21 protein-coding genes are annotated in these 23,116 nt (G+C 73.2%); 9 read left to right on the top strand and 12 right to left on the bottom strand.

The genetic code is table 11. The annotated features are described in order from the left end of the window. Positions 1–589: 589 nt before the first annotated feature. The 4 genes from G446_RS0105290 to G446_RS20560 all read right to left on the bottom strand — a co-directional run bounded on the left by G446_RS0105290 (position 590) and on the right by G446_RS20560 (position 5,403). Entirely contained in the window at positions 590–2,845 is a 2,256-nt protein-coding gene (locus tag G446_RS0105290; RefSeq protein ID WP_211228249.1) for a DUF8320 family protein, read from the bottom strand. 88 nt (positions 2,846–2,933) lie between these two features. Continuing rightward, on the bottom strand, positions 2,934–3,584 hold the full coding sequence (locus G446_RS0105295; protein ID WP_245574594.1) for a response regulator transcription factor: 651 nt from the start codon (positions 3,582–3,584) through the stop codon (positions 2,934–2,936). Positions 3,585–3,779: 195 nt separating this feature from the next. After that, on the bottom strand, positions 3,780–4,232 hold the full coding sequence (locus tag G446_RS18640) for an excalibur calcium-binding domain-containing protein (protein ID WP_156916530.1): 453 nt from the start codon (positions 4,230–4,232) through the stop codon (positions 3,780–3,782). Positions 4,233–4,488: 256 nt separating this feature from the next. Next, a complete protein-coding gene (locus tag G446_RS20560; protein WP_245574598.1) occupies positions 4,489–5,403 on the bottom strand; it encodes an excalibur calcium-binding domain-containing protein in 915 nt (304 codons plus the stop codon). A gap of 336 nt (positions 5,404–5,739) precedes the next feature. On the opposite strand from G446_RS20560, the gene rph reads away from it, so the two are divergent. After that, the gene (gene rph / locus G446_RS0105315) at positions 5,740–6,525 is read left to right on the top strand and encodes a ribonuclease PH (protein ID WP_026409369.1); all 786 of its coding nucleotides are present in this window, start codon (positions 5,740–5,742) and stop codon (positions 6,523–6,525) included. A 12-nt stretch (positions 6,526–6,537) separates the two neighbouring features. Continuing rightward, complete coding sequence (gene rdgB, locus G446_RS0105320; RefSeq protein ID WP_084779012.1) at positions 6,538–7,290, top strand: RdgB/HAM1 family non-canonical purine NTP pyrophosphatase; 753 nt, start codon at positions 6,538–6,540, stop codon at positions 7,288–7,290. Between the two features lie 741 nt (positions 7,291–8,031). Here rdgB and G446_RS0105325 read toward each other — a convergent pair. After that, complete coding sequence (locus G446_RS0105325; protein WP_026409371.1) at positions 8,032–8,997, bottom strand: GNAT family N-acetyltransferase; 966 nt, start codon at positions 8,995–8,997, stop codon at positions 8,032–8,034. Between the two features lie 48 nt (positions 8,998–9,045). Continuing rightward, a complete protein-coding gene (gene ispG / locus G446_RS0105330; protein ID WP_026409372.1) occupies positions 9,046–10,227 on the bottom strand; it encodes a flavodoxin-dependent (E)-4-hydroxy-3-methylbut-2-enyl-diphosphate synthase in 1,182 nt (393 codons plus the stop codon). A gap of 330 nt (positions 10,228–10,557) precedes the next feature. On the opposite strand from ispG, the gene mvk reads away from it, so the two are divergent. The 7 genes from mvk (at position 10,558) to G446_RS20875 (ending at position 16,364) form a co-directional block, all read left to right on the top strand. Beyond that, positions 10,558–11,520 carry a mevalonate kinase gene (gene mvk, locus G446_RS0105335; protein ID WP_026409373.1) on the top strand — a complete coding sequence of 321 codons (963 nt, stop codon included), beginning with the start codon at positions 10,558–10,560 and terminating at the stop codon, positions 11,518–11,520. Next, positions 11,517–12,527, top strand: a complete 1,011-nt coding sequence (gene mvaD, locus G446_RS0105340; protein WP_026409374.1) for a diphosphomevalonate decarboxylase — start codon at positions 11,517–11,519, stop codon at positions 12,525–12,527. Before mvk ends, mvaD begins: the two co-directional genes overlap by 4 nt. Then, entirely contained in the window at positions 12,524–13,648 is a 1,125-nt protein-coding gene (locus G446_RS0105345) for a phosphomevalonate kinase (RefSeq protein WP_051285675.1), read from the top strand. The genes mvaD and G446_RS0105345 overlap by 4 nt, the downstream gene beginning before the upstream one ends. Further along, complete coding sequence (fni, locus tag G446_RS16120) at positions 13,645–14,901, top strand: type 2 isopentenyl-diphosphate Delta-isomerase (RefSeq protein WP_084779013.1); 1,257 nt, start codon at positions 13,645–13,647, stop codon at positions 14,899–14,901. The genes G446_RS0105345 and fni overlap by 4 nt, the downstream gene beginning before the upstream one ends. Before the next feature lie 58 nt (positions 14,902–14,959). Beyond that, positions 14,960–15,166 (top strand): hypothetical protein, encoded by a 207-nt coding sequence (locus G446_RS0105355; protein ID WP_026409376.1) that lies wholly within the window; start codon positions 14,960–14,962, stop codon positions 15,164–15,166. Between the two features lie 167 nt (positions 15,167–15,333). Further along, positions 15,334–15,909: a hypothetical protein gene (locus G446_RS19170; RefSeq protein ID WP_245574595.1), complete on the top strand. Its 576-nt coding sequence runs from the start codon at positions 15,334–15,336 to the stop codon at positions 15,907–15,909. Between the two features lie 152 nt (positions 15,910–16,061). Further along, positions 16,062–16,364, top strand: a complete 303-nt coding sequence (locus tag G446_RS20875; protein ID WP_051285676.1) for a hypothetical protein — start codon at positions 16,062–16,064, stop codon at positions 16,362–16,364. Between the two features lie 191 nt (positions 16,365–16,555). Here the strand turns inward: G446_RS20875 and G446_RS0105370 are convergent, their stop codons facing one another. From G446_RS0105370 to rlmN, 6 genes are all read right to left on the bottom strand, one after another. Continuing rightward, positions 16,556–17,920 carry a tripartite tricarboxylate transporter permease gene (locus G446_RS0105370; RefSeq protein WP_026409377.1) on the bottom strand — a complete coding sequence of 455 codons (1,365 nt, stop codon included), beginning with the start codon at positions 17,918–17,920 and terminating at the stop codon, positions 16,556–16,558. Then, entirely contained in the window at positions 17,917–18,246 is a 330-nt protein-coding gene (locus G446_RS16135; protein WP_051285677.1) for a hypothetical protein, read from the bottom strand. Before G446_RS16135 ends, G446_RS0105370 begins: the two co-directional genes overlap by 4 nt. A gap of 137 nt (positions 18,247–18,383) precedes the next feature. Further along, a complete protein-coding gene (locus G446_RS0105380) occupies positions 18,384–19,697 on the bottom strand; it encodes a M50 family metallopeptidase (protein ID WP_026409378.1) in 1,314 nt (437 codons plus the stop codon). Between the two features lie 72 nt (positions 19,698–19,769). Next, positions 19,770–21,185: a 1-deoxy-D-xylulose-5-phosphate reductoisomerase gene (locus G446_RS0105385; RefSeq protein WP_084779014.1), complete on the bottom strand. Its 1,416-nt coding sequence runs from the start codon at positions 21,183–21,185 to the stop codon at positions 19,770–19,772. A gap of 67 nt (positions 21,186–21,252) precedes the next feature. Continuing rightward, entirely contained in the window at positions 21,253–21,798 is a 546-nt protein-coding gene (locus G446_RS0105390) for a DivIVA domain-containing protein (RefSeq protein ID WP_026409380.1), read from the bottom strand. Next, positions 21,795–23,033, bottom strand: a complete 1,239-nt coding sequence (gene rlmN, locus G446_RS0105395) for a dual-specificity RNA methyltransferase RlmN (RefSeq protein ID WP_051285678.1) — start codon at positions 23,031–23,033, stop codon at positions 21,795–21,797. Before rlmN ends, G446_RS0105390 begins: the two co-directional genes overlap by 4 nt. Positions 23,034–23,116: the final 83 nt, after the last annotated feature.

Genomic DNA, 23,116 nt, shown 5'->3' on the forward strand with positions numbered 1-23,116 from the left:
ACGCCTTTGCAACAGATCTGGACACGCCCCCGTCCCGGTCCGTCCCAGGAGCCCCACCAGTATCATCCCATGCCCGCCCACCCCCGTCACCACGCCGATCCTGGCCCATGGACTACCGTTCCCGGCGAGAAAGGCGCAATATCAGTTCGAGCAGCCATGGACCTTTCTCGCCGGGAGCGGTGCCGCGGGGACGGGGAGTCTCGTCGGGGCAGGGCCGGCGCCGAGATCGCCGGGTAACCCGCGAGATCGTCGGGTGGGTGCCGAGATCGCCACTTAACCCGCGAGAACGTCTGCTAGAGGTACGTGCTCGCGGGTCAAGTGACGTGCTCGCGGGTCAAGCGGCGATCTCGCGGGTTAAGTGACGTGCTCGCGGACCGGGAGACGTCGGACCGAGGCGTTTCCCGGCGTCGGAATTGCACTTCGCTCTCAAAAGGGCGACTCTGACCGCTGCTCTCGAGAGCGGGGCGAACGTCTCAGCGGGAAAGGGGCCGACCGCGTCCGGCGGGGGCGGTTCCACAGTCCCGCGTTCTCCCGCGCCACCGCGCCGAGGGACTCGCCCGGGGCGGGTTCGGGCGAATCGAAGAACCCCTCACCCGCGCCGCAGGCTGAGGGCGATCTCGCCGTCGCGGGTGGCGACGACGAGCAGTCCGCGGGAGCGCGGCGGCACCCGCACAACGACCCGCCCACGGTCCACCCCCTCCAGGAACCGCGCCACGACCTTCACGAGCCGACTGCGCTCAGAACCCTCCGTCGGGGGCGCCTCCATCATCCCCTCCGCCGTCGAACCGGCGTCGTCGAGCAGGACGACGTCCACGCCGCGCGCTCGCGCCCGCCGCGCCGCCCCCACCACCGCGGTCCCGGTGAAGCAGGCCGCGCGGATCTCATCGCGCAGCTCGGCCTCCAGCAGCCGGGCCCGCGTGCGGATCCCCTCGTCGATGACCCCGGAGGCGATCTCCCGGAGCACCGGCAGGGCCCGGCGCGCCACCGACGCCCGCGCCTCCATGAGCACCCGCTCGGTCTCCTCCTCGGCCCGGCGCTGCGCCCGCAGGGACTGCAGGCGGCGCTGCTGGAAGCCGATCGCCCGGTACGCCCGATCCGACCACATCGCGGTCAGGCTCCATAGGGCCAGGGTCAGGGCGTGGCCGCCGTTGTAGGCGCCGACGACGAGCAGCGACCCGCCCGTGGCGAGCGTCCACGCCGTCGTCCCCGCCACCATGAGGGCCATCGCCGCCCAGGCCTGCCGCCCCCGACCCCGCAGGACGAGGCCGCAGGCGAGGAAGGTCCCCGCCCCGGCCGTCCAGTGGTCCCACCCCGGCGAGGGGCGGGACACGATCACGGCGAACTGGGCGCCGTTGGCCGCCCCGACGGCGACGGCCACCGCCCAGGCGGCCGACATCGGCATGGCGCCCGACCAGCGTCTGACCAGGAGCCAGGTGCAGGCGGCCAGAAGGAGGAAGCACGCCGGGGAGACCCAGGCGATCCGGTATTCCGACCAGTGGAGCAGGACGCTGCCCAGGTGGAAGGCCACGATGATCAGGACGATCGTCCGCGCCGACGGCGTCTCCATGACCGGGAGGAAGACCGCCTCGGACGCGGTGGCGTCCACGGGCCCGCGCGGTCCGCCCGCTCCGGTCGCGCCGCCCGCACCGCACCCCGTCCTCTCCGCCGGCTCTTCGCCCCCTCCCACCGGCTCCGCCGGCTCCCAGCGCAGGACGACGGCGGCCCCCTCCCCCGGCGCGGAGCGGATCTCGACCCCCACCCCCGCGTCCGCACCCCGCCGCTCGATCGAGTCCGTGATCCCCAGGCGGTCCGAGCGGGCGGACGCGGCGAAGCCCACGCCGTCGTCCTCGACCCGGATGCTCAGCGCGCCGTCGCGGCAGTCGAGGGCGATGCTGCGGCGCACCCCGCGGCCGGTCGGGTCGGCGTGCCGCACGGAGTTGGCCACGGCCTGCCTGGCGGCCAGGAGCAGCGCCCGGGCGACGGCGGGCGGCAGGTCCGCCTCACCGTCGATCCGCGTGCGGACGTCGATGCGCACCGGGAACGAGGCCGCCATCCGCTCCAGAGCGGCGGACATCTCCCGGGCGGTGGCCGGCGGCGCCGTCCACGCCGCCGCACCGGCGTCGGACAGGGCCGCGATCGCCTCGACCGCGGCGCGCGCCGCCCGTTCGCCGTCCACGCGACCGGTCGCCGCGGGGATGAGGGCGGACAGGATGTCGTCATGGACGAAGGCGTTCGCGCTCCGCCGGGCGAGGACGACGGCGCGGCGCGCGGCCAGCGCATCCTCCTGCCGCGACCCCGCCGCCTCCGCCTCGTCGAGGGCCTCGACCCTCCCCAGGGTCCACCCGAAGATGCCGACGACGCTCAACGCCAGGCAGGTGTAGTAACCGGCGGTCAGCCACACGCGATAGTCCGGGAGCGCCCCCGGCGTCGCATTGAGGAGGATCTGCAGGGGCCCGAGGAGGAGCACCCAGACGAACGCCCAACGGACCGGCAGGGAGCCGACCGCCAGGAGCACGACCGGGGTGAACAGGGAGGTCAGGGGCGCCGTCGTCGTGACGCCGCCCGCTCCCGCCGGGTTCAGGAGGGCGCGGGCGAGTCCCCAGCCGATGCAGAAGGCCGTGTACCACAGGACCTGGGCCAGGGCGAGGCGCTCCCACGCGCGCTCGACGAGGCGCCCGCCGGGGCGCTCGGGCCGACGGCGGGCCAGGAGGATCGAGGCGAGGGCGAGGGCGGAGGTCGGCAGGGGCAGGGCGAGCCCGACGGCGGAGGCCGCCAGAACGGGGAGGGGGGCGCCGATGAGCCAGGACAGCAGCGCGCCCCCCGTCGACCCGATTGCGGCGAGCATCGCCGGACCCGAGCAGGCGACCGCCATGCGACGGGTCTGACGGCTGCGGGGTCCCTCCGGCTCCACAACCGTCATGGGCGCACAGTTATCATGAACAGCACACGCAGGGCAAAAGTCCGTCCTCAACCGCACGGCGGAACAGGTCGACGCGCGAGTGCACCGGTCTGCCGGCCGCGCGGTACTTGTTGCGGATGCGGGTGACGTAGGTGTTGACGGTGGCCAGCGACAGGTCCATCTCGCGGGCCACGACTCCCGAGGTCGCCCCCGAGGCGTAGTACGTGAGCACCCCCGCCTCCGTGCTCGTCAGGTGCCTGGCGACGAAGTCCTCGTCGGCGTCCAGGGCCGACGCCCAGTCCGGGCCGGGCACCGCCTCGCCGTCCGCCGCGGCGCGCACGGCGTCCACGAGTTCGTCCACGGGGGCGGACTTGCGCACGATCGCCAGGGCCCCGGCCGCAATGGCCTCACGGACGAGGCACGGGTTCTCCGCGGAGGTGTACACGACGACGGGGTGGCCTGCCCCGGACAGCGCCGTGATGTTGTCGCGGGGGCTGGAGTCGTCGTTCAGACGCAGGTCGAGCACGACGACGGCGCCGGTCGGGATCCGGGCCGGATCCACCGCGGGGAGCCACAGGGCATCATCGGCCACGCCGGCGTCGAGCAGAGCGCTTCGAACGCCAAGACTGACGACCTGATGATCGTCGATGATCATGACGGTTCGGGACATAGCGGGGGGCGTCATCACCACTCCTCGTTCTTGCACAGGTCAGACACAGGGGATGCAAGTATTGTCCCGTCGCCCCGACGCTCTCGGAAGTACAATTTCTTGTATAGAACCGACGGTCGGTCAGCCGTGGTGCGGAGCGGCGCCCCGCGTCCGAGACGTCGTGCGCGCCCGGCGCGGAATGACGCACCGGGCGCGCACGACGGCGACGGCTCACTTCTCGCAGGCGATCCCGTCGTGGTCGCGGTCCAGTTCGGCGCGGTAGCCGGATTCGCCCAGGTACAGCGGGGCCGCGCCCGCGGCGCGGGCCTCCTTGCAGTTCGCGTAGTACACGCCGCTCGACCCGCCGCCCGACTGCTCCTGAGTCTGATCCGACTCGGTCTGATCCGACTCGATCTGGTCCGACTCGGGCTGGTCCTGAGCCTGCTGCTGATCCTGTTCCTCCCCCGCCTCCTCCGCGGCGGCCGTGGCGGAGGCCGAGTCCGTGGTCGGGGTGTCTTCAGCGAGAGAGTCATCGCACCCGGCGAGGGCCGGGGTCAGGGCGAGGACCAGGGCGACGAGGCAGCCGCCGGCGGACAGCGCCCTGCGGCGCGGGCGCAACGGGGCGGACTGCGGCGAAGGGCCGGACTGCGGCGGAACGGGGCGAGAACAGGCGCAACGGGACATGATCGGCACGATGGGATCCTTAAAGGGGTGGGGAGTGTGCAGAACCTCCTCAGGTATACGCGCGCCCACCACGGGTACAAGCCCCTCGACCGCCTTTGCAACCATACGGTGACCTACCGCCTCGCACCCGGCGGCGAAGACACCGCGGCCCCGGGGTCGCTCAGTACGCCGTTGAACGCGGGTCGGCGCCCCGCGTCCGAAACGTCGTGCGCGCCCGACGCGTCATTCCGCACCAGGCGCGCACGACGGCGACGGCTCACTTCCACTCGCAGGCGATCCCGTCGTTGTCGCGGTCCAGCTTCTCGCGGTAGCCGGGCTCGCCCCGGTAGATCGGGGCCGCCCCCGCGGCCCGCGCCTCGGAGCAGTTCTTGTAGAACGTTCCGCTCGACCCGCCCGACTGCTCCTGGGACGAGTCCTGCTCGGGCTGCCCCTGCTTCCACTCGCAGGCGATCCCGTCGTCATCGCGGTCCAGCCCGGCGCGGTAGCCGGGGTCGCCCCGATGCAGCGGGGCCGCCCCCGCGGCCCACGCATCCGCGCAGTTCGCGTAGTACGTCCCGCTCGACCCGTCCGACTGCTCCTGAGTCTGATCCGGCTCGGTCTGGACCGGCTGCTGCGTCTGTTGCTGGGTCTGCTCCGCGGCGCGGGCCGCTTCCTGCCGGGCCTGCTCCGCCGCGGCCGCGGACGCCGACGCCTCGGCGGCGGCCGCGGCGGAGGCCGATGCCCTGGCCGAGGCCGCCGCCTTGGCGGAGTCGTGGTTGACGGTCAGGGTGATCGCCTGACCCGCCGGAACCTGGGCGCCGGCCGCCGGCTCCTGGGCGGTGACGGACCAGTTGCCCGGTTCCCACACGGACTCCTTGCCGTCGACGTCCGTATAACTCGGCGCCTGAGTGAGCCCGGCCGTCTTGAGGGCCTCGGCCGCGGCGTCACCCTTCATGCCGACGACATCGGGAACCGCGACGAGGACCTGCTGCTGGACCGTGGCGGCCCTCGTGGGCGAAGTGCCCTGCGCGGTGGCCTCACCGCACCCGGCGAGGGCCGGGGTCAGGGCGAGGACCAGGGCGACGAGACAGCCGCCGGCGGACAGCGCCCTGCGGCGCGGGCGCAACGGGGCGGACTGCGGCGAAGGGCCGGACTGCGGCGCAGCAGGGCGGGGACAGGCGCAACGGGACATGATCGGCACGATGGGATCCTTAAAGGGGTGGGGAGTGTGCAGAGCCTCCTCAGGTATACGCGCGCGCACCACGGGAGCAAGCCTCCGGCCGCCTTTGCAACCATACGGTGACCTACCGCCCCGCACCCGGCGGGAGCCCCCGACGACGACACCACCGCCGTCGAGCGCAGGATGCCGTCCTGCGCCCCGACGAAGACACCGCGGCCCCGGAGCCGCACGGAACGCCGTCGGCGCCGACGCGCACCCCCGCCCCGCCCGACGGACGGCCCGGCCCGCGCACCGGAACCGAGCGGCGCCCGGACGTGCGCGCACCCGCCCGGCGGGTAGCCTGACGCCGTGACTGGAACCAGGACCCGCAAGGACGGGCGCGCGGCCGATGAGCTGCGCCCCGTCACCATCACCCGCCACTGGCAGGAGCACGGCGAGGGCAATGTCCTCATCGAGTTCGGGCTCACCCGCGTCCTGTGCGTGGCCTCCTTCACCGAGGGCGTGCCGCGCTGGCGCAAGGGCGGCGGCGAGGGCTGGGTGACCGCAGAGTACGCCATGCTCCCTCGCGCGGGCTCCGAGCGCTCCGGCCGCGAGTCCGTGCGCGGGCGGGTCGGCGGCCGCACCCACGAGATCTCCCGCCTCATCGGCCGCTCCCTGCGCGGCATTATCGACGTGGCCGCCCTGGGGGAGAACACGATCGCCCTGGACTGCGACGTTCTGCAGGCCGACGGCGGTACCCGCACCGCCGCCATCACGGGCGCCTACATCGCCCTGGCCGACGCCGTCGCCTGGGCCGGCGGACGGGGCCTCATCAAACCCCGCGCCGGCGGGCCCGTCCTGTCCGACTCGCTGTCGGCGATCAGCGTCGGCATTGTCGACGGCGCCCCCTGCCTGGACCTGCCCTACGAGGAGGACGTGCGGGCGCACACGGACATGAACGTCGTCCAGACCGGGGCGGGCAAGTTCATCGAGGTGCAGGGCACTGCTGAGCACGCCCCCTTCAACCGCGACGAGCTGTGCGCCCTGCTCGACCTGGCCGCCAAGGGCAATGCCGAGCTGGCAGGGCTGCAGGCCCGCGCCCTGGCCGGTCCGACCGGCGAGGCCTTCACCGTCCGCTCCGGCGAGCGGGGCTGAGAGGTGAACCGGATGGAGGAGGAGCGGACGACGGCGCCCGCGCAGTCGGCGCCGCCGTCGGAGGCACCGACGCCGCCGGTCGCGCCGCCGTCTGCGCCGTCGGCCGTACTGTCACCGGTCGCGCCGCCCCCGGGCGCCCGCCTGGTCCTGGCCACCCGCAACCCCGGCAAGCTCGCCGAGCTGCGGGCCATTCTCGCCCCGCTCGTGCCCGGCCTGGCCCCGGAGGCGATCATCTCGGCGGCCGCGCTGGACGCGCCCGCGCCGGTCGAGAGCGGGCTCACCTTCGCGGCCAATGCGCGGATCAAGGCCCGGGCCCTGGCGGAGGCGAGCGGGCTGCCCGCCGTCGCCGACGACTCGGGGCTGTGCGTGGACGTGCTCGGCGGAGCGCCGGGGGTCTTCTCGGCGCGCTGGTGCGGCCGCCACGGCGACGACGACGCCAACCTGCGGCTCCTGCTCGCCCAGATCGCCGACGTCGACGACGAGCACCGCGGGGCGCGCTTCACCTGCGCGGCGGTGCTCGTGCGCCCCGGCGCCGCCGACGACCTCGTCGTCGAGCGCTCGATGGAGGGCCGGATCCTGCGCTCGCCGCGAGGCGGGGGCGGCTTCGGCTACGACCCCGTCTTCGTGCCCGCGGCGGAGGACGCGCCGGGCGGCGCCGGGCGGACGACGGCGCAGATGAGCGCGCGGGAGAAGAACGCGATCTCCCACCGCGGTCGGGCCTTCCGCGCCCTCGCCCCCGCCCTGGTTGAGCTGCTCACCGCCTGAATTCGCCGAAACCGGCGGAAACGACGCGCGAGACCGGCGGAAGCGACATACGATTCGATGTATCGGTTGCCCGCCGCCGCGCCCGCTTCACCCTCGGCTGCGCTCACTTCGCCCTCTGCTGCGCTCCTTTTTCTCGTACAGTGAAGGGTGAAGGGGCGTAGCAGATGGAAAGGGGCGTAGCAGACGCGGGTCCGCGCTCCTGTGGTTGACGGCGGCGCCTTTGGCCCCGGCCTTGGTGACGAAGTCGCGGGTCCGCGCTCCTGTGGTCGACGGGGCGGTCGGCGGGGTCGGTCCTCGTGGGCGCGCGGGGTCGATCGGCGGGCTCCATCGGATCCTGATTCTGGCGCCCTGGGAGGATCGTTCGGGCGGGCACCTCGGATGCGCTCGGCGATTTCCGCATGATTCCGCGGTTGTGGCGCCAACGTGCTGGGGTGCCGGCGCGAACGATCCTCCCAGGGCGCCGCTTCCCGCCCCGAGCGGGCTCCGCGGAAGCCGCCTTCCGCGCGGTCCTCGCCAGCCCTCGTGGTCGTCACCCGACACCTGCGCCTTCTCCGCGTGGGCCGCGCGGTCCTGCGAGCCGCCGAGCGGGAGTCCCGCGGGAATTGCCGCCACGCCAAGAGCCGCACCCGGGACGCCGGGGGCGACGAGGAGGACCCGGTCCGCGAGAAGAGGCCGATGCGCATTTTCCGCCGGTTTCGCGTGTCTTTTCCGCCGGTTGCGGCGAAGGGTGCGGGGCGCCCCTCACAGGAGCACGGTGGCGAAGGTGCCCGCGCGCTCGAACCCCAGGCGCCCGTACAGGCCCAGGGCCGCCGTGTTGAAGTCGTTGACGTACAGGCTCACGGTCCCCCGGGCCCCGACGTGCCGGGCCCGCACCGCCCCGATCACGGCCGCCAGGGCCACCGAGGCCAGCCCCCTGCCGCGCAGGTCCTGCCTCGTCCACACCCCCGTCAGCTGGGCGACGCCGTCCACACGCCCGGGCACCGGGTTCCACAGGGCCCCGACGTCGGCCTTGAAGGCCACCCGACGGCGGCCACCGGGCAGCGGCGGGCGCCCCTCGCCGTCGTCGACGACGACGTAGCTGCGCCGCGCGGCCACGAGCCAGTTCACGTGGCGGGCGTAGGCGCCCCCCGCGGAGGTGGGGTCGTAGCCGACCTCTTCGGCGAACATGGCGACGGAGGCCGGCAGGACGAGTTCCTCCTCGCCCAGGGTCGCGGCGTGAAGGCCCTCGGCCGCCCAGCCCATGTCCGGGTGGCGCCGCACGGCGTCCCGGGTCAGCCCCACGGTCTCCCGCGGGGCCACCAGGAGCGGCTGGACCCAGCGCTCCTCGCGCGAGCGCAGACCGCAGTCGGCCAGGTGCGGCCACACCGCGGCCACGTCCGCGGCGGGCCCGTAGACCGATCCGTTGCGGGTCAGGCGCGCCCCGGCGTGCTCGGCCAGAGCCCGCACCTGCCGGCGGGTGGCGCCGTCGTGACCGAGCCCGGGCCGGGGCGCCAGGCCGAAGGGCAGGAGCGAGCCGGTGGCCCAGGCGGCGCCGGCCGGGCGCGCGGACCGGCCCAGCGCGACGACGTCGCCGTCGTTCCAGGATCGCCAGCGCCCCACCTGCTGGGCCAGGCACACGCCGCCGACCGGGTCGAGGGCGCACAGCGCCAGCAGACCCTCGGTGCGCGCGGGGGCGACGCAGGTCAGGTGCCGGGCCGGGATCCTCATGGTGACGCGGGACGGTCGGGACGCGCGGCCCTCACTGGCGCACCGGGCCTACACGCCCGCGACGACGGCGGGGCGGGTGCCGGCCAGGGCCTCCTCGCCGAGCTCGGCCGTGAGGGTGTCGGCCATGTCCTGGGCGTGGCGCAGAAGGGTCTCGACCACCCGGGCCTCGGGGACGGTCTCGACGACCCTGCCGTGCACGAAGATCTGGCCCTTGCCGTTGCCCGAGGCGCAGCCCAGGTCGGCCTCGCGCGCCTCGCCGGGCCCGTTGACGACGCACCCCATGACGGCCACGCGCAGGGGCGCCTTGACGTCCTTGAGCCCCGCCTCGACCTCCTCGGCCAGGGTCCACACGTCCACCTGGGCGCGCCCGCACGACGGACAGGAGACGATCTCGAGCTTGCGCTCGCGCAGGCCCATGAACTCCAGCAGCTTGGTGCCGACCTTGACCTCCTCCACCGGCGGGGCGGACAGGGAGACCCGGATCGTGTCGCCGATGCCCTGGGCGAGCAGCGTGCCGAAGGCGGCGCAGGACTTGATGGTGCCCTGGAAGGCGGGGCCGGCCTCGGTCACCCCCAGGTGCAGGGGCCAGTCGCCCCTCTCGGACAGCAGCTGGTAGGCCTGGACCATGGTGACCACGTCGTGGTGCTTGACGGAGATCTTGAAGTCGTGGAAGCCGCACTCCTCGAACAGGCCCGCCTCCCACACGGCCGACTCGACCAGCGCCTCGGGCGTGGCCCGGCCGTACTTCTTGAGCAGGCGCTTGTCGAGGCTGCCGGCGTTGACGCCGATGCGCAGGGAGACGTTGTGGTCGGAGGCCGCCTTGCAGATCTCGGCGACCTGATCGTCGAATTTGCGGATATTGCCCGGATTGACGCGCACCGCCCCGCAGCCGGCCTCGATGGCCGCGAAGACGTACTTGGGATTGAAGTGGATGTCGGCGATGACCGGGATGCGGGACTGCTTGGCGATGACGGGCAGGGCGGCGGCGTCCTTGTCCGTGGGGCAGGCCACGCGCACGATGTCGCAGCCGGCTGCCGTCAATTCGGCGATCTGCTGGAGGGTGGCGCCGATGTCGTGGGTCTTGGTGGTCGTCATGGACTGGACCGTGATCGGTGCATCGCCGCCCACGTACCGGTCCCCCACCCTGATCCTGCGGGTGGGCCTGCGCGGCGCCAGAACGGGACGCTCCTCGCGAATGGTAGGGATGCCAAGGGCGATCGCTTGAGTCACGACGCCCAGTATGGCACCTGGATCCGGGGCCGCGGCCCGGCGAGAACCCTCTCACTCGTGAAAGGCGACACCCGCGGGCGCCCGGGCGGCGGGGCGGCCTCGTCCGCACCGAGATCGGCCGCCACGGACACACGCGGCCGCCCGGGCGGCGCCGTCCCGCGCCGTCGATCTGACGAGGCTTGCGGCTGAGCGGACGGGGTCGATACGCTCTTCCCCGCTCGCCGCCGATCCCGAGAAGTCGAGGGACGTCAACGGCTTCGCGCGCACATCGCACACCCCTCAACCCGGCCCGGGCCCTCCCGCACTCTCAGGCCACAGGCAAGGAAAGACATGGAAAGGCGCTCCCCCGCCCGCGTGGGGCACGGCCGCACCTGGGCCAAGGCCATCCTCCTGGGCGAGCACTCCGTCGTGTACGGGCACCCCGCCGTGGCCCTGCCGCTGCACGATCTGCAGATGCGGGCGACGGCCGCCCCCGTCCACGGCCCCTCGAGGCTGCGCAGCCTCGACTACTGCGGCCCCATCGACCACGCCGGGCCCCGGTTCGCCTGCATCGCCCGGGCCTTCGAGGCGGCCCGCGAGTTCTCCGGGCGTCTGGACCTGTCCTTCGAGATCACCACCCGCAGCGACTTCCCCCACGAGCGCGGGCTGGGATCGTCGGCCGCCGCCGCGGGCGCGATCATCCGCGCCGTCCTGGACGCCTGCCGGCGCGACGCCTCCACCAGCGAGCTGTTCGCGCTCACGCAGACGGCCGAGAAGGTCGCGCACGGCAGGCCGTCCGGGCTGGACGCGGCCGCGACCTGCTCCCCCTGCCCCATCCGGTTCCAGGGCGGCCAGATGCGCCCCCTCAGCCAGCGCATCGAGCGCGCCCACCTGGTCATCGCCGACTCGGGCGTCCACGGCAGCACCCGCGAGGCCGTCGGCGCGCTGCGCCGGCGCTACAAGGAGGACACCGGGACCGTCGGCCCGCTCATCGGCTCCCTCGGCGCGCTCACGCGCACGGCGATCGCGGCGCTGAACGACGGCGACGCCCCCGCCCTGGGGGCGGCCATGAACCGGGCGCACGCGGTGCTCGCCGAGCTCGGCCTGAGCCTGCCGATCCTCGACGGGCTCACCGGGGCCGCCCGCCGGGCCGGGGCCCTGGGGGCCAAGCTCACCGGCGGGGGGCTGGGCGGGTGCACGATCGCGCTGGCGGACGGCCCGCGGACGGCGGACCGCATCCGCGCCGAACTGGAGCGCGCCGGGGCGGCGGCGACGTGGACCTACCGCATGCGCGTCAGCGAGGCGGACGGATGACCCCCGCCGCGACGGCCAGCGCGAACACCAATATCGCCCTCATCAAGTACTGGGGCAAGGCGGACGAGTCGCTGACGATCCCCACCGCCTCGAGCCTGTCCCTCACCCTGGGCGCCACCCGGACCACCACCACGGTCTCCTTCGACGGCGGCGCCGACGGCGCCGACGCCGTGACCATCAACGGCGCGGCCCCCGGCGGGGCGGCGCGGGCCCGGGTGACCCGCTTCCTCGACCTCGTGCGCGCGCGGGCGGGCCTGACGGCCGCGGCGACCGTCGTCTCCTCCTCCGCGGTGCCGCTGGCGGCCGGCCTGGCGAGCTCCGCGGCGGGCTTCGCCGCGCTCGCCGCGGCCGCCTCGCGCGCGGCGGGCATGGACCTGGACGACCGCGCGTTGTCCCGGCTCGCCCGGCGCGGCTCGGGCTCGGCCGCGCGCTCCGTCTTCGGCGGGCTGGTGCTGTGGAACGCCGGCGTCGACGACGCCACCTCCTACGCCGAGCCCGTCGTCGTCGACGGGGCCGACGAGCCCGGCGGTGCCGGCCTGGACCCGGCCATGGTCGTGATCGTGCTCTCCGAAGAGCGCAAGACCATCAGCAGTACCGAGGCCATGCGGGCGACCATTCGCACCTCCCCGCTCTACCCCGCCTGGGTCGAGGCCGGCCGCGAGGACCTGCGCGCGGCGCTGGCGGCGGTGCGCGAGCGCGACCTGCAGCGCCTGGGTGAGGTCGTCGAGGCCAACGCCCTGGGGATGCACGCCGCCATGATCGCCTCGCGCCCCTCCATCATGTACTGGCTGCCGCGGACGATCGAGGCGCTGCACGCGGTCCGCGCCGTGCGCGAGGAGGGCCTGCCCGCCTGGGCGACCATCGACGCCGGCCCGAACGTGAAGGTCCTGACCCGCGGCGCCGACGCCGGCGCCGTCGTCGCCGCCCTTCGCGACCGCCTCCCCGGTGCGGCGATGACGGTGCGCCGCCCCGGCGGCGGCGTGCGCGTCGAGGAGGTCGCCCCGTGACGGCCGGCGCCCCCCGCGGTGACTTCAGCGCAGTCCCCCGCGGCGCGACCGGCAGCGCCCCCGGCAAGCTCTACATCGCCGGCGAGTACGCCGTCGTCGAGCCCGGTCACCGGGCGGTGCTGGTCGCCCTCGACCGCTTCATCACCGTGCGGGCCGCGGCCGCCGAGGGATCCGGCCGCATCAGCTCCGACCTGTACGAGGACGGCCCGCTGACCTGGCGCCGGCGCGCCGGGGACTCCATGGCGCAGGCCCCGGACCGGGCGGGCGACTACGTGATCTCGGCGATCCGCGCCGTCGAGCGGATGGTGCTCGAGACGGGCGGCGGGCTGCGCCTCTTCGACCTGGACATCTCCAGCGAGCTGGACGACGCCGGCGGGCGCAAGCTCGGCCTGGGCTCCTCCGCGGCGGTGACCGTGGCCGCGGTGCGGGCCGTGGCGGGCCTGTACGGCCTGCCCCTGGACGACCTGGCCGTGTACAAACTGGCGCTGCTGGCCACCGACGCCGTCCAGCCCATCGGATCCGGGGGCGATATCGCCGCCGCCGCCTTCACCGGCTGGGTCGCCTACGCCTCCCCCGACCGCGCCTGGCTGCGCCGGGCGCGCACCCGCATGAGCACGGGCGAGCTGGTGCGCGCGCGCTGGCCGCGCCTGAGCATCTGCCGCCTGCCCGCCCCGGACCTGCGCCTGCGCGCGGGCTGGACCGGCGACCCCGCCTCCACCCCGCGCCTGGTGGCGGACGTCCGGGCCGGCGCGCGCGGGGACGACGGCGCCTACGCCGTCTTCCTGCGCGATTCCGAGGCCTGCCTGGCCCGTCTGGTGCGGGCGCTCGAGGAGGGCGACTCCCGGGGGGTCATGCGGCGGATCGAGCAGAGCCGACGGCTCCTGCTGGGCCTGAGCCGCACCAGCGGCGTCGTCATCGAGACCCCTCTGCTGGAGCGGCTCGTGGACATCGCCCGAGAGCACGGGGCGGCGGCCAAGAGCTCGGGCGCCGGGGGCGGGGACTGCGGCATCGCCCTGTGCCCGCCGGCCACGGACGCGGCCGCCATGTGCGCGGCCTGGGAGGCGGCGGGCATCGTGCCACTGGACCTGTCAGTCCACTCGCGCCCCGGGGCCGCCTCATGAACCGGCCCGCCGGCTCTGCCGGACCCGCCGGATCCACGGGGACGGCCCGGCCCGCCGGCCCCGCCGCCCCGGCCCGACCCGCCGGCCCCGCGGAGTCGGAGCGCGCCGCCCGCAAGGACGAGCACCTGGAGCTGGCCGTGCGCCTGCACGGGGCGGACCGGCCCAGCGCCTTCGACGACCTGGCCTTCGTCCACCACGCCCTGCCGGGCATCGGCACCGAGGCGGTCGACACGAGCACGACCGTGTGCGGCGCGCGCTGGCAGGTCCCCTTCTACATCAATGCGATGACCGGGGGCACGCGGGCCACGGCGGCGGTCAACGCCGATCTGGCCGGGGCCGCCGCCGACGCGGGCGTCGCGATCGCCTGCGGCTCCCAGCACATCGCCCTGAGGGACCCCGAGCGCGCCGAGGGCTTCCGCGTCATCCGCCGCGAGGCCCCCCGCGCCTTCGTGCTCGCCAACGTGGGCCCGACGCTCGCCCCGGAGCAGGCGGTGCGCGCCGTCGAGATGCTCCAGGCCGACGCCCTGCAGATCCATCTCAACGCGGCCCAGGAACTGGTCATGCCCGAGGGGGACCGGGACTTCCGCGACTGGGCCGGGCGGATCGCCGCCATCGCCGCGGCCGTGGACGTGCCGGTCGTGGTCAAGGAGGTGGGGTTCGGGCTCTCGCGCCGCACGATCACGGCGCTGGAGGGGACCGGGGTCGGGGCCGTCGACGTGGCCGGCGCCGGCGGCACGGACTTCGTCGCCATTGAGAACGAGCGGCGCCCCCGCCGGGACTACTCCTACCTGACCGGCTGGGGCCAGTCGACGGCGCTGTGCCTCCTGGAAGCGCTGGGCGGCGAGGAGCCCGTCGGCCTGCCGGTGCTCGCCTCCGGGGGCGTGCGCAACCCGCTCGACGTCGTGCGCGCGCTCGCGCTGGGGGCGAGCGCCGTCGGCGCCTCCGGCCACTTCCTGCGCACCCTGGTCCACGACGGCGCCGACGGGCTGCGGCGGGAGCTGCGCACGTGGACCGATCACGTGCGCGCGCTCATGACCCTGCTGGGCGCGGCCGACGTCGAGCAGTTGCGCCGCACGGACGTTCTGGTGACGGGGCGCACCGCCGAGCAGGCGCGTCTGCTCGGCGTGGACCCGGGGCTCCTGGCCCGCCGCTCGGCGCGCCGCGCTTCGATGCCGCTCGGCGCGACCGGTGCATCCGATGCCGCCGGCCCGGCACCGCACGTCCGCACCGATGATGCACGCACCCGCTCGTAACCGTCGGTCGCACACTAGTGTAAAATGTCATTGAGATGCAGTCCGACGGGAGGACGACATGCCGACGACGCAGATGGACGGCCTCGTCCGCACATTCACCGAGGATGAACTCCTGGAGCGGAGATCAGAGGTCGTCAAGAAGTTGGAGCGCCGCTTCGGCAGCCTGGAGCGCGCGCTCGAACGCGAGCAGGATTGGAACTATGACGAGGAGGAGAGCATGCTCTTCTCTGAATACCACGCCGTCACCTTCCTGCTCTTCAAATGATGAGCACATTGTCGCAGCAGGTCCGAGAGGCTCGTGAATTCGCAGATCAAACGACCCGGACGATTCGCACCGTGTGCGAGTCGGCACCCGACTGCATAGTCGATGAAAGCACCAAAGGAAATGTTTGGAGGGCGACAATCGCACCTCCTAACAATAAACCTGCACCCTTGACGATCAACGGCGCACAAATCCTCAAACTGCTGGTCAATTATGAGTGCACCTCATCCCCCCGCCACTCGCACATGCTCATCGAGACATCACGGTTCATTCTCCTTCCGAAGGATGCGAATGAGCCTCTCATGCGAATGGAATACATGCGGCATCCGAGATCGAGCGTTCCCAGTTTTCACATGCACATGCATGCACATCGGGACGCTTGGACATTCACTATGTGCCGCGACGGCGTCGGCAGTAGTCGGAAAAAAGTTTATCAACGCGGAAGCACGAAGCGAGTCCCACAGCTTTCCGACATCCATATCCCGGTCGGTGGGCCGCGCCTGCGACCGGCCCTCGAAGACCTCCTTGAGATGCTTATACACGATCTTGGCGTTGACCACGCCGATGACGCACTCAAAGTACTTGAAGAGCAGCGTGTCCGCTGGCGCATCACGCAAGTGCAGGCGATTGCAAAATCAATGCCGAACATCGTAGCGGACGCTCTTCGCGACGAAGGGTATAAGGTCATCTCACCTGCTGATTCCGAACCGACGAACCAGCCGCCTCCTTGGGTCCACCGTTATTGACGCGCGTCCCCCAAGAGCTCGGTTGGTCCAAGCGGGTCGGCGGCGTCACGACATGCGAGACGCCGTCCCGCCATGCGGATCGATCGACGGGACGGGACCCTCGCGGCGATCGCCCGTGACCTGGCCCCCGTGCTCGGGAAAGGATGGTTGAGATGAGCACCTACACCGTCACCCGCGAAGCGGACGCATGGCTCGCCCAGTGCGACCAGGAGCCCACCGCCCGCACTTGGGCCCCTACTCTGGTCGCGCTGCGTCACGCGATCATTGACGCCATCATCCTGGCCGCCGATCTGCCCGACGACGCCGTCGTCGATGTGCGCCTGATCGCCGGGGAGGATCTGGGGGACGACGTCGTCCGGGCCATCGACTTGGATCGGATCATCCCGGGCGCGATGGAGGGCCTGAATCCGCGGAAGGATGAGGATCGCGCCCGCGCCCGAGAATTATCCCGATAAACCGGAAAGCCACGGGGCCAGGACCGAGTTCCGGGGCAACGTCGGGCCAGAGAGGCCGGGATCGGGCGATCCGGTTGGCGCCGGGCGCTCCGGCCAGGTCCCTGGCCGACCCGGGACGGTCCCGGTTGACCCTGACCGGTCCTGGCCGATCCCGGCAGGCTACGGCAGTCCCGAGCCGGCCCGGGGCGGCTTCAGGCCAGGGCGGCCAGGGCCGTGACGATTCCGGGCGCGGCGTAGAGCGTCATGAATTGCACGCCGTAGGAGACTCCGAGTCGGTTGAACGCCCCGCACACCACGCCGATGAGAAGCACCCCGAACATGTTCGGGACGCCCGCGTCGATGTAGGCGAGCAGCAGGATGAACGCCACGAACAGGGCGAGCACCGCCTCATGCGGAATGCGGCGCATGACGAAGTAGGTGATCTGCGACGACCAGCGCACGGCGATGACGTAGGTGATGGCGACGGAGATCAGCGCGCCCAGGGTGACGACTCCAATGAAATCGACCATCTGCAGCTGGTGGTGCAGATTATTGTCCAGGTCGTAGACGGGCGGCGCCTTGAACAGCGGACCCGCGGGCCCCGCGGAGACCCCCGAGACGGGAATGCCCAGCGCCACGAGCGGGATGATGACTCCGGCGAGGTACGTCGAGTGCGTCAGCGCGCTCATCACGGTCACGGCGCGCTGCGCTCGCAGCACGGGATCCCTCTTCTGGCGGGCCGCGGACGCCTCCCCCAGCAGGAAGGTCAAACCGACGGGGCTCAGGACGAACAGGGGCGTCGAGACGGCCGCCATGGCGGCGCTCCACAGACCCTCGGAGCCGGAGACCAGGCGGGCGGGCACCAGCTCCTGCGAGTCGAATCCGGAGCGCAGGAGCGTCGCCCTCGTGCGGCTGCCGTGCGGGAGGGCCGCGCGGCGCCCGGCGTTGAGCAGCTCCAGCAGGGTGATGAGCATGGGACCCACCGTGATCCCCAGGAAGAAGGAGATGTTCACGCTGTCGTCCTTGGAGATGACGCCGGTCGAGCGGTAGAGCGCGGGCAGTGCCTGGAACATGAGCGCCAGGGGGATGATCGCCGCCAGCGAGAGGATCCGGTTCTTGCCCAGCAGCGCCAGGAGCACCGCCCCCGCCGCCAGGATGACGGGGGTCTGGGCCTTGATCGGCTCGGCGAAGGGGGCGAGCAGCCCCGCCAGGGCGAAGCTGAGGGGGATGGAGACCAGGGTTCCCACGGCGGAGCCGACCGCCATCTTCCGGATCGTGCTCGAGGCGAGTCCCCTGCGGCGCAGGAGCACGGAGTGGTCCATGAGCGGGGCCGACATCACCCCGCCCGGCAGGCCCACCAGCGCCGTGGGTATGCCGTTCATGAGGTTGAGGGTGACGACCGCCGAGACGAAGAAGGCGAGCACCACCTGCGGCGGGGCGCCGGCCAGCACGACGGCCAGGGTGACGGGCGCGAGCACGCTCGTCTCGTCGGTGCCGGGGATGAAGCCGATGAAGGTGTAGAGGACGACGGCGCCGAGCACCGCCGCCAGCATCATGGGAACGAGTTCCGCGGTCATTCGTCGTCACCGCCTCCGCCGGCGCCGACGAGATCCGCGCCGTCGACGCCATCGGCAACGTCGATGCCATCCGCGTCATCGACTATGACGACCTCCCGCTTGGGGGTCACGAGAAGACAATTCACAATGAAACCGGCGACCGACGCCCCCAGTCCCCAGAAAAGCGTCTGCCCGCCGGACCGCGGGGATATCAGGACCGCCGCGGCGGCGCAGGCCACCGATACCAGCAGGCAGATCACCAGGTCCCGGGGCGAGACGAGGTCATTCCAGACCTCGATATTCTGACGCCCCGTGCCCTCGGAATCGGATTCGGGAATATCGCGCACGATCGGTGATGCTATGCCAATCCCGCCGGGCGCACTATATGTCCTTGGTCATGACCGGGAGGGCTCCCGTCCGGCGCTCACGGCGGCGCCTCGCCGGACCGCCGGGTGCGCGCTCGCGCGGCGCGGCGCCCCGGCGCTCACAGCGGCGCCACGACGTCGACCCACACGAGCACCAGGGTCATGACGATGAGCAGGACGAAGACGGCCTGACCCACCGGCAGCATGCGCGCGGTGTCGACGTAACCGGGGTCGGGGCGCCCGCGCCGGCGCGCGATCCGCCGTCGGGCCCCCTCCCACAGGGCCCCGGCGACGTGCCCGCCGTCCAGGGGCAGCAGGGGGATGAGGTTGAAGGCGAACAGCGCCAGGTTGAGCGAGCCCAGGAGGCTGAGCATGGAGAACAGGCGCACCGCGAAGGGCACGGTGCCCGACCCCGCGCCCGCGCTGGAGACCTCGCCCGCGATCCTGCCCACGCCGACCAGGCTGACGAGCCCCTCCGGGCTGCGCTTCTCCGCTCCCAGCCCGGCGGCGACGGCGTGGTAGAGCCCGACGGGCAGGGTCACGATGGCCCTGAGGGTCTGCCCGACGGCGGTGCCCACGACCGCGGGGATCTGGCTCGGAGGAGTGCGCTGGGTGCCCAGGGCGGGCCCGATGCCGACGTAGGGGCGCTGCTCGGTGACCGGCTCGCCGTCGGCGCCGGTGACGACGCTGCCGTCGGCGGCGTAGACGGTGCGGGGCACCTCGACGGCGGTGACCGTCAGGGTCAGCTCCTGCCCGTCGCGCTCGACGACGACGGCGGCCGGGGCGGTCCCCGAGGCGCGGATGGCCTGCTGGACCTGCGCCCACGTGGTGGTGGGGGCCCCGTTCCAGGAGCGGATCTCGTCGCCGACCCTCAGGCCCGCGGCGGCGGCCGGCGAGGGGGCGTCGGCATCGGCGCAGGCGCCGGCGGCGTCGACGTCGGCGGGCACGCAGGCGGACACGGAGGCCAGCGTGGAGGTGTAGGCGCTCTGCCCGACGACGCCCAGGGCGAGGGCGAGCAGGATGACGCCCAGCGCCAGATTGGTCAGGATCCCCCCGGCCATGACGATCAGCTTCTTGGGCACGCTCAGCCGGTAGAAGGCGCGGTGCTGCTCGTCGGGACCGAGCTCGGCCAGGGACTCGGCCCGGGCGTCGGCCACCATGGAGTCGGGCTTGTCGGCGCGCCCGGGCTTGGCCGGGGGCACCATGCCCAGGAGCTTGACGTAGCCGCCCAACCAGATCGCCTTGACGCCGTACTCGGTCTCGCCGCGCTTGAAGGACCAGAGCCTGGGCCCGAAGCCGATGAAGTACTCCGGGACCTTCACCCCGAAGCGCTTGGCCGGGATCATGTGCCCCAGCTCGTGGAGGGCGACCGACAGGCCGATCCCGATGATGAGAACGACGATGCCGAGGACGTAGGCGACGGTCTGACTCACGGAGCGGCCTCCCTGGGGTTGTGTGCGCGCCGGCGGTCGGCGCGGAGGATCGGCGCAGGGGACCAGTGTGCCCTACCGCGGGCCTCCGGAGGCAGCGGCGATGATCTCATCGGCGCGGGCGCGGGCCCAGGCCTCGGCGGCCAGAACGTCGTCGAGACCGGGGGGCGGATCGTCGGCCCGCGCGGTGTGCTCGGCGACGACGGCGGCGTCGACCTCGACGATGCCCGCCCAGTCGAGGCGGCCGGTCAGGAAGGCGCCGACGGCCTGCTCGTTGGCGGCGTTGAGGACGGCCGGGTGGGTGGCGGAGGCGGCCACGGCCGAGCGGGCCAGGTCGACCGCGGGGAAGGTCTGCGCGTCCAGGGGCTCGAAGTCCCAGGAGACGGGCTCCTCCCAGGCGTTGGGGGCCACGAGCCCGGACAGGTCCGCCCGGGCGGGCCAGGTCAGGCCCAGGGCGATGGGCAGGCGCATATCGGGCGGGGAGGCCTGGGCCAGTGTGGCGCCGTCGATGAACTCGACCATGGAGTGGATGACGGACTGCGGGTGGACGACGACGACGATATCGGCCGGGTCGATGTCGAACAGCAGGTGCGCCTCGATGAGCTCCAGCCCCTTGTTGATCAGGGTCGAGGAGTTGACCGTGACGACCGGGCCCATGGCCCAGGTGGGGTGGGCCAGGGCCTGCTCGGCGGTCACGCCGGTCAGCTCGGCCCGGCTGCGGCCGCGGAAGGGCCCGCCCGAGGCGGTGAGGATGAGGCGGCGCACCTCGGTGCGGCCGGTCTGAACGGGACTGGTCAGCCCCTTCTCGTGGACGCCCGAGCGCAGCGCCTGGGCGATGGCCGAGTGCTCGGAGTCCACGGGCACGACCTGCCCGGGGCGCACCAGGGCCCGCCTGACCAGGGCCCCGCCCACCACGAGGGACTCCTTGTTGGCCAGGGCGAGGGTGGCGCCGCCGGCGAGGGCGGCCAGGGTGGGCCGCAGCCCCACGGAGCCGGTGATGCCGTTGAGGACCGTGTCGCCCGGTCCCACTGCGGCGGCCTCGACGACGTCGGCGGCCGCGTCGGGTCCGGTGAGGATCCGCCGGACGGGGTCGGGGCGCCCGAGGCGCTCGGCCGCCTCGGCCAGGTGGGCGCGCAGGCGGGGGACGGCGTCGGCGCCGGCGCTGACGGCCAGCAGCGGCACCTCGTGGCGCACGGCCTGCTCGGCGAGCTCTGCGGGCCTGGAGCCGCCGGCGGCCAGGGCCGCGACGCGCGGGGCGCTCACGCCCTCGGGCCGGCCGGCGGCCAGGCGCTCGACGACGTCGAGGGTCTGAACTCCGATGGAGCCGGTGGAGCCGAGCAGGACCAGGCGCGGGTCCGCGGAGGCCGGGGCGGGGTCGGGCGGGACGGGGGGGATCGGACCGGCCGGGGCGGGGGGATCGCTCGGAGCGGGAACGGCGGGAGCGGCCGAGTCGGTCGGGACGGCGGGGATGGGGGGATTCGACTGCGTCATTGTGATCGCCTGGTCTCCTCGGCGGCGGGATTCGGAAGGCGGGGGCGGGCGGTCGGCGGGGCGGGGCTCACTCGACGGACAGGAGGACCTCGACGACGCGGGCCAGATAGCGGTCGACGCTGGTCTCCTCGTAGGCCCTGTCCCGCTTGGCCGACCCGAAGGTCGCCGAGCGGACCTCGTCGGAGGTGATGGCGCCGTCGGAGTCGAAGTAGGCGGCGATGCGGTCCATGAGGGCGTCGACGTCCTGCTTGGAGTAGCCGACCTTGGGCGCCGGGGCGAAGCGCTCGCCCGCGGGGCGCAGCAGGCGCGGGTAGAGGCTGGTGGCGAGCTCGGCGACCTGATCCATCCAGGCCTGGCGGCCGTTGGCAGCCACGAACTCGGCCCGGCGGCGCTGGAGGAAGGCGGCCTCGAGGCGGTCGAGCGCGGAGTCGACGGCGTCGGGCTGGTAGCCGCCGCGCACGACGTCGAAGGCGACGGTGCGCACGCCCTCGGAGTCCATCTCCTCCAGCTCGCCGGCGTCGTAGATCTCGTGGGCGATCTCGAAGTAGCGGTCGACCTGCTCGACGCGGTAGCCCTGCTGCAGGGCTCCGACTCTGGGGAACAGTTCGCTCATCGGATCCTCCTCGCCGTTTCCTGATTGAGCACCTCGGCGGCCAGCTGACCGCAGGCGCCGTCGATATCGCTGCCGCGCGTATCGCGCACGGTGGTGGTGATGCCCGCGCGCCGCAGTGTATCCACGAAGCGGTCCTGCACGTCGGGTTCCGAGCAGGTCCAGATGGAGCCCGGCGTGGGATTGAGCGGAATGGGGTTGACATGGGCCCAGCCGCGGCCGCGGGCGTTGAGCTCGTCGGCCAGGCGCTGGGCGCGCCAGGCGTGATCGTTCATATCCTTGATGAGAGCGTACTCGATGGACACGCGCCGGCCGGTAACGCGGAAGTAGTCGTGGGCGGCGTCGAGGAGCTCGCCGACCTTCCACCTGGAGTTAATGGGAATGAGCTCGTCGCGCAGAGCGTCGTCGGGGGCGTGGAGGGAGACGGCGAGCGTGACCGCCATCCCCTCCCCCGCCAGCTTGCGGATGAGCGGCACCAGGCCCACGGTGGAGACGGTGATGGCGCGGGCGGACAGGCCGAACCCCTCCGGGGCGGGGTCGATGAGGCGGTGGAGGGCGGCGACGACGTTCTTGTAGTTGATCATGGGCTCGCCCATGCCCATGAACACGACATTGCTCAGGCGGACCGGATCGCCGCCCAGCTCGCCCTCCCGGCAGGCCCGGGCGGCGCGGCGGACCTGCTCGATGATCTCGCCGGTGGACAGGTTCCGGGTCAGACCCATCTGGCCGGTGGCGCAGAAGGGGCAGGCCATGCCGCAGCCGGCCTGGGAGGACACGCACAGGGTGGTGCGGTCCCGGTAGCGCATGAGGACGGACTCCACGCGCACGCCGTCGTGCAGCTCCCACAGGTGCTTGACGGTCCGTCCGCCGTCGGCCCGCAGGGTGCGCACGACGGCGGCGAGCTCGGGCAGGAGCTCGGCGACGAGCCGGTCGCGCCCGCCGGCGGGCAGGTCGGTCATATCGGCGGCGTCGCGGGTGAAGCGGGTGAAGTAGTGGCGGGAGATCTGGTCGGCCCGGAAGGCCGGCAGCCCGGCCTCGGCGAGGACCGCCCTGCGCCCGGCCAGGTCGAGGTCGGCCAGGTGACGCGGCGCCCTGCCCCAGGCCGGCGGCGCCGCGAAGGACAGTCGGGGGCGCGCGTCGGGACTGGCGGCGCCCTCCGGCGGCTGGTCGGTGGGCAGCACCTGGACCTCACCGGGGACGGGACCTGCGGGGCCGGGCGCGGGGCGCCGGATCGCCACGGGCGCGGCTCGCGCCGGGCGGCGACGGGTCTGCTCGGGTGCGGGGCTCACGTGGGTGCGTCTCCTTCCTCTCACGGGTCTCA

The organism is Actinomyces dentalis DSM 19115, assembly GCF_000429225.1.
GTDB lineage: Bacteria > Actinomycetota > Actinomycetes > Actinomycetales > Actinomycetaceae > Actinomyces > Actinomyces dentalis.

Coding starts and splice junctions, on each gene's coding strand:
- G446_RS0105290 (WP_211228249.1), bottom strand. CDS start 2,845: ATGCTCGCCGCAATCGGGTCGACGGGGGGCGCGCTGCTGTCCTGGCTC.
- G446_RS0105295 (WP_245574594.1), bottom strand. CDS start 3,584: ATGACGCCCCCCGCTATGTCCCGAACCGTCATGATCATCGACGATCAT.
- G446_RS18640 (WP_156916530.1), bottom strand. CDS start 4,232: ATGTCCCGTTGCGCCTGTTCTCGCCCCGTTCCGCCGCAGTCCGGCCCT.
- G446_RS20560 (WP_245574598.1), bottom strand. CDS start 5,403: ATGTCCCGTTGCGCCTGTCCCCGCCCTGCTGCGCCGCAGTCCGGCCCT.
- rdgB (WP_084779012.1), top strand. CDS start 6,538: ATGGAGGAGGAGCGGACGACGGCGCCCGCGCAGTCGGCGCCGCCGTCG.
- G446_RS0105325 (WP_026409371.1), bottom strand. CDS start 8,997: ATGAGGATCCCGGCCCGGCACCTGACCTGCGTCGCCCCCGCGCGCACC.
- mvk (WP_026409373.1), top strand. CDS start 10,558: ATGGAAAGGCGCTCCCCCGCCCGCGTGGGGCACGGCCGCACCTGGGCC.
- mvaD (WP_026409374.1), top strand. CDS start 11,517: ATGACCCCCGCCGCGACGGCCAGCGCGAACACCAATATCGCCCTCATC.
- fni (WP_084779013.1), top strand. CDS start 13,645: ATGAACCGGCCCGCCGGCTCTGCCGGACCCGCCGGATCCACGGGGACG.
- G446_RS0105355 (WP_026409376.1), top strand. CDS start 14,960: ATGCCGACGACGCAGATGGACGGCCTCGTCCGCACATTCACCGAGGAT.
- G446_RS20875 (WP_051285676.1), top strand. CDS start 16,062: ATGAGCACCTACACCGTCACCCGCGAAGCGGACGCATGGCTCGCCCAG.
- G446_RS0105370 (WP_026409377.1), bottom strand. CDS start 17,920: ATGACCGCGGAACTCGTTCCCATGATGCTGGCGGCGGTGCTCGGCGCC.
- G446_RS0105385 (WP_084779014.1), bottom strand. CDS start 21,185: ATGACGCAGTCGAATCCCCCCATCCCCGCCGTCCCGACCGACTCGGCC.
- G446_RS0105390 (WP_026409380.1), bottom strand. CDS start 21,798: ATGAGCGAACTGTTCCCCAGAGTCGGAGCCCTGCAGCAGGGCTACCGC.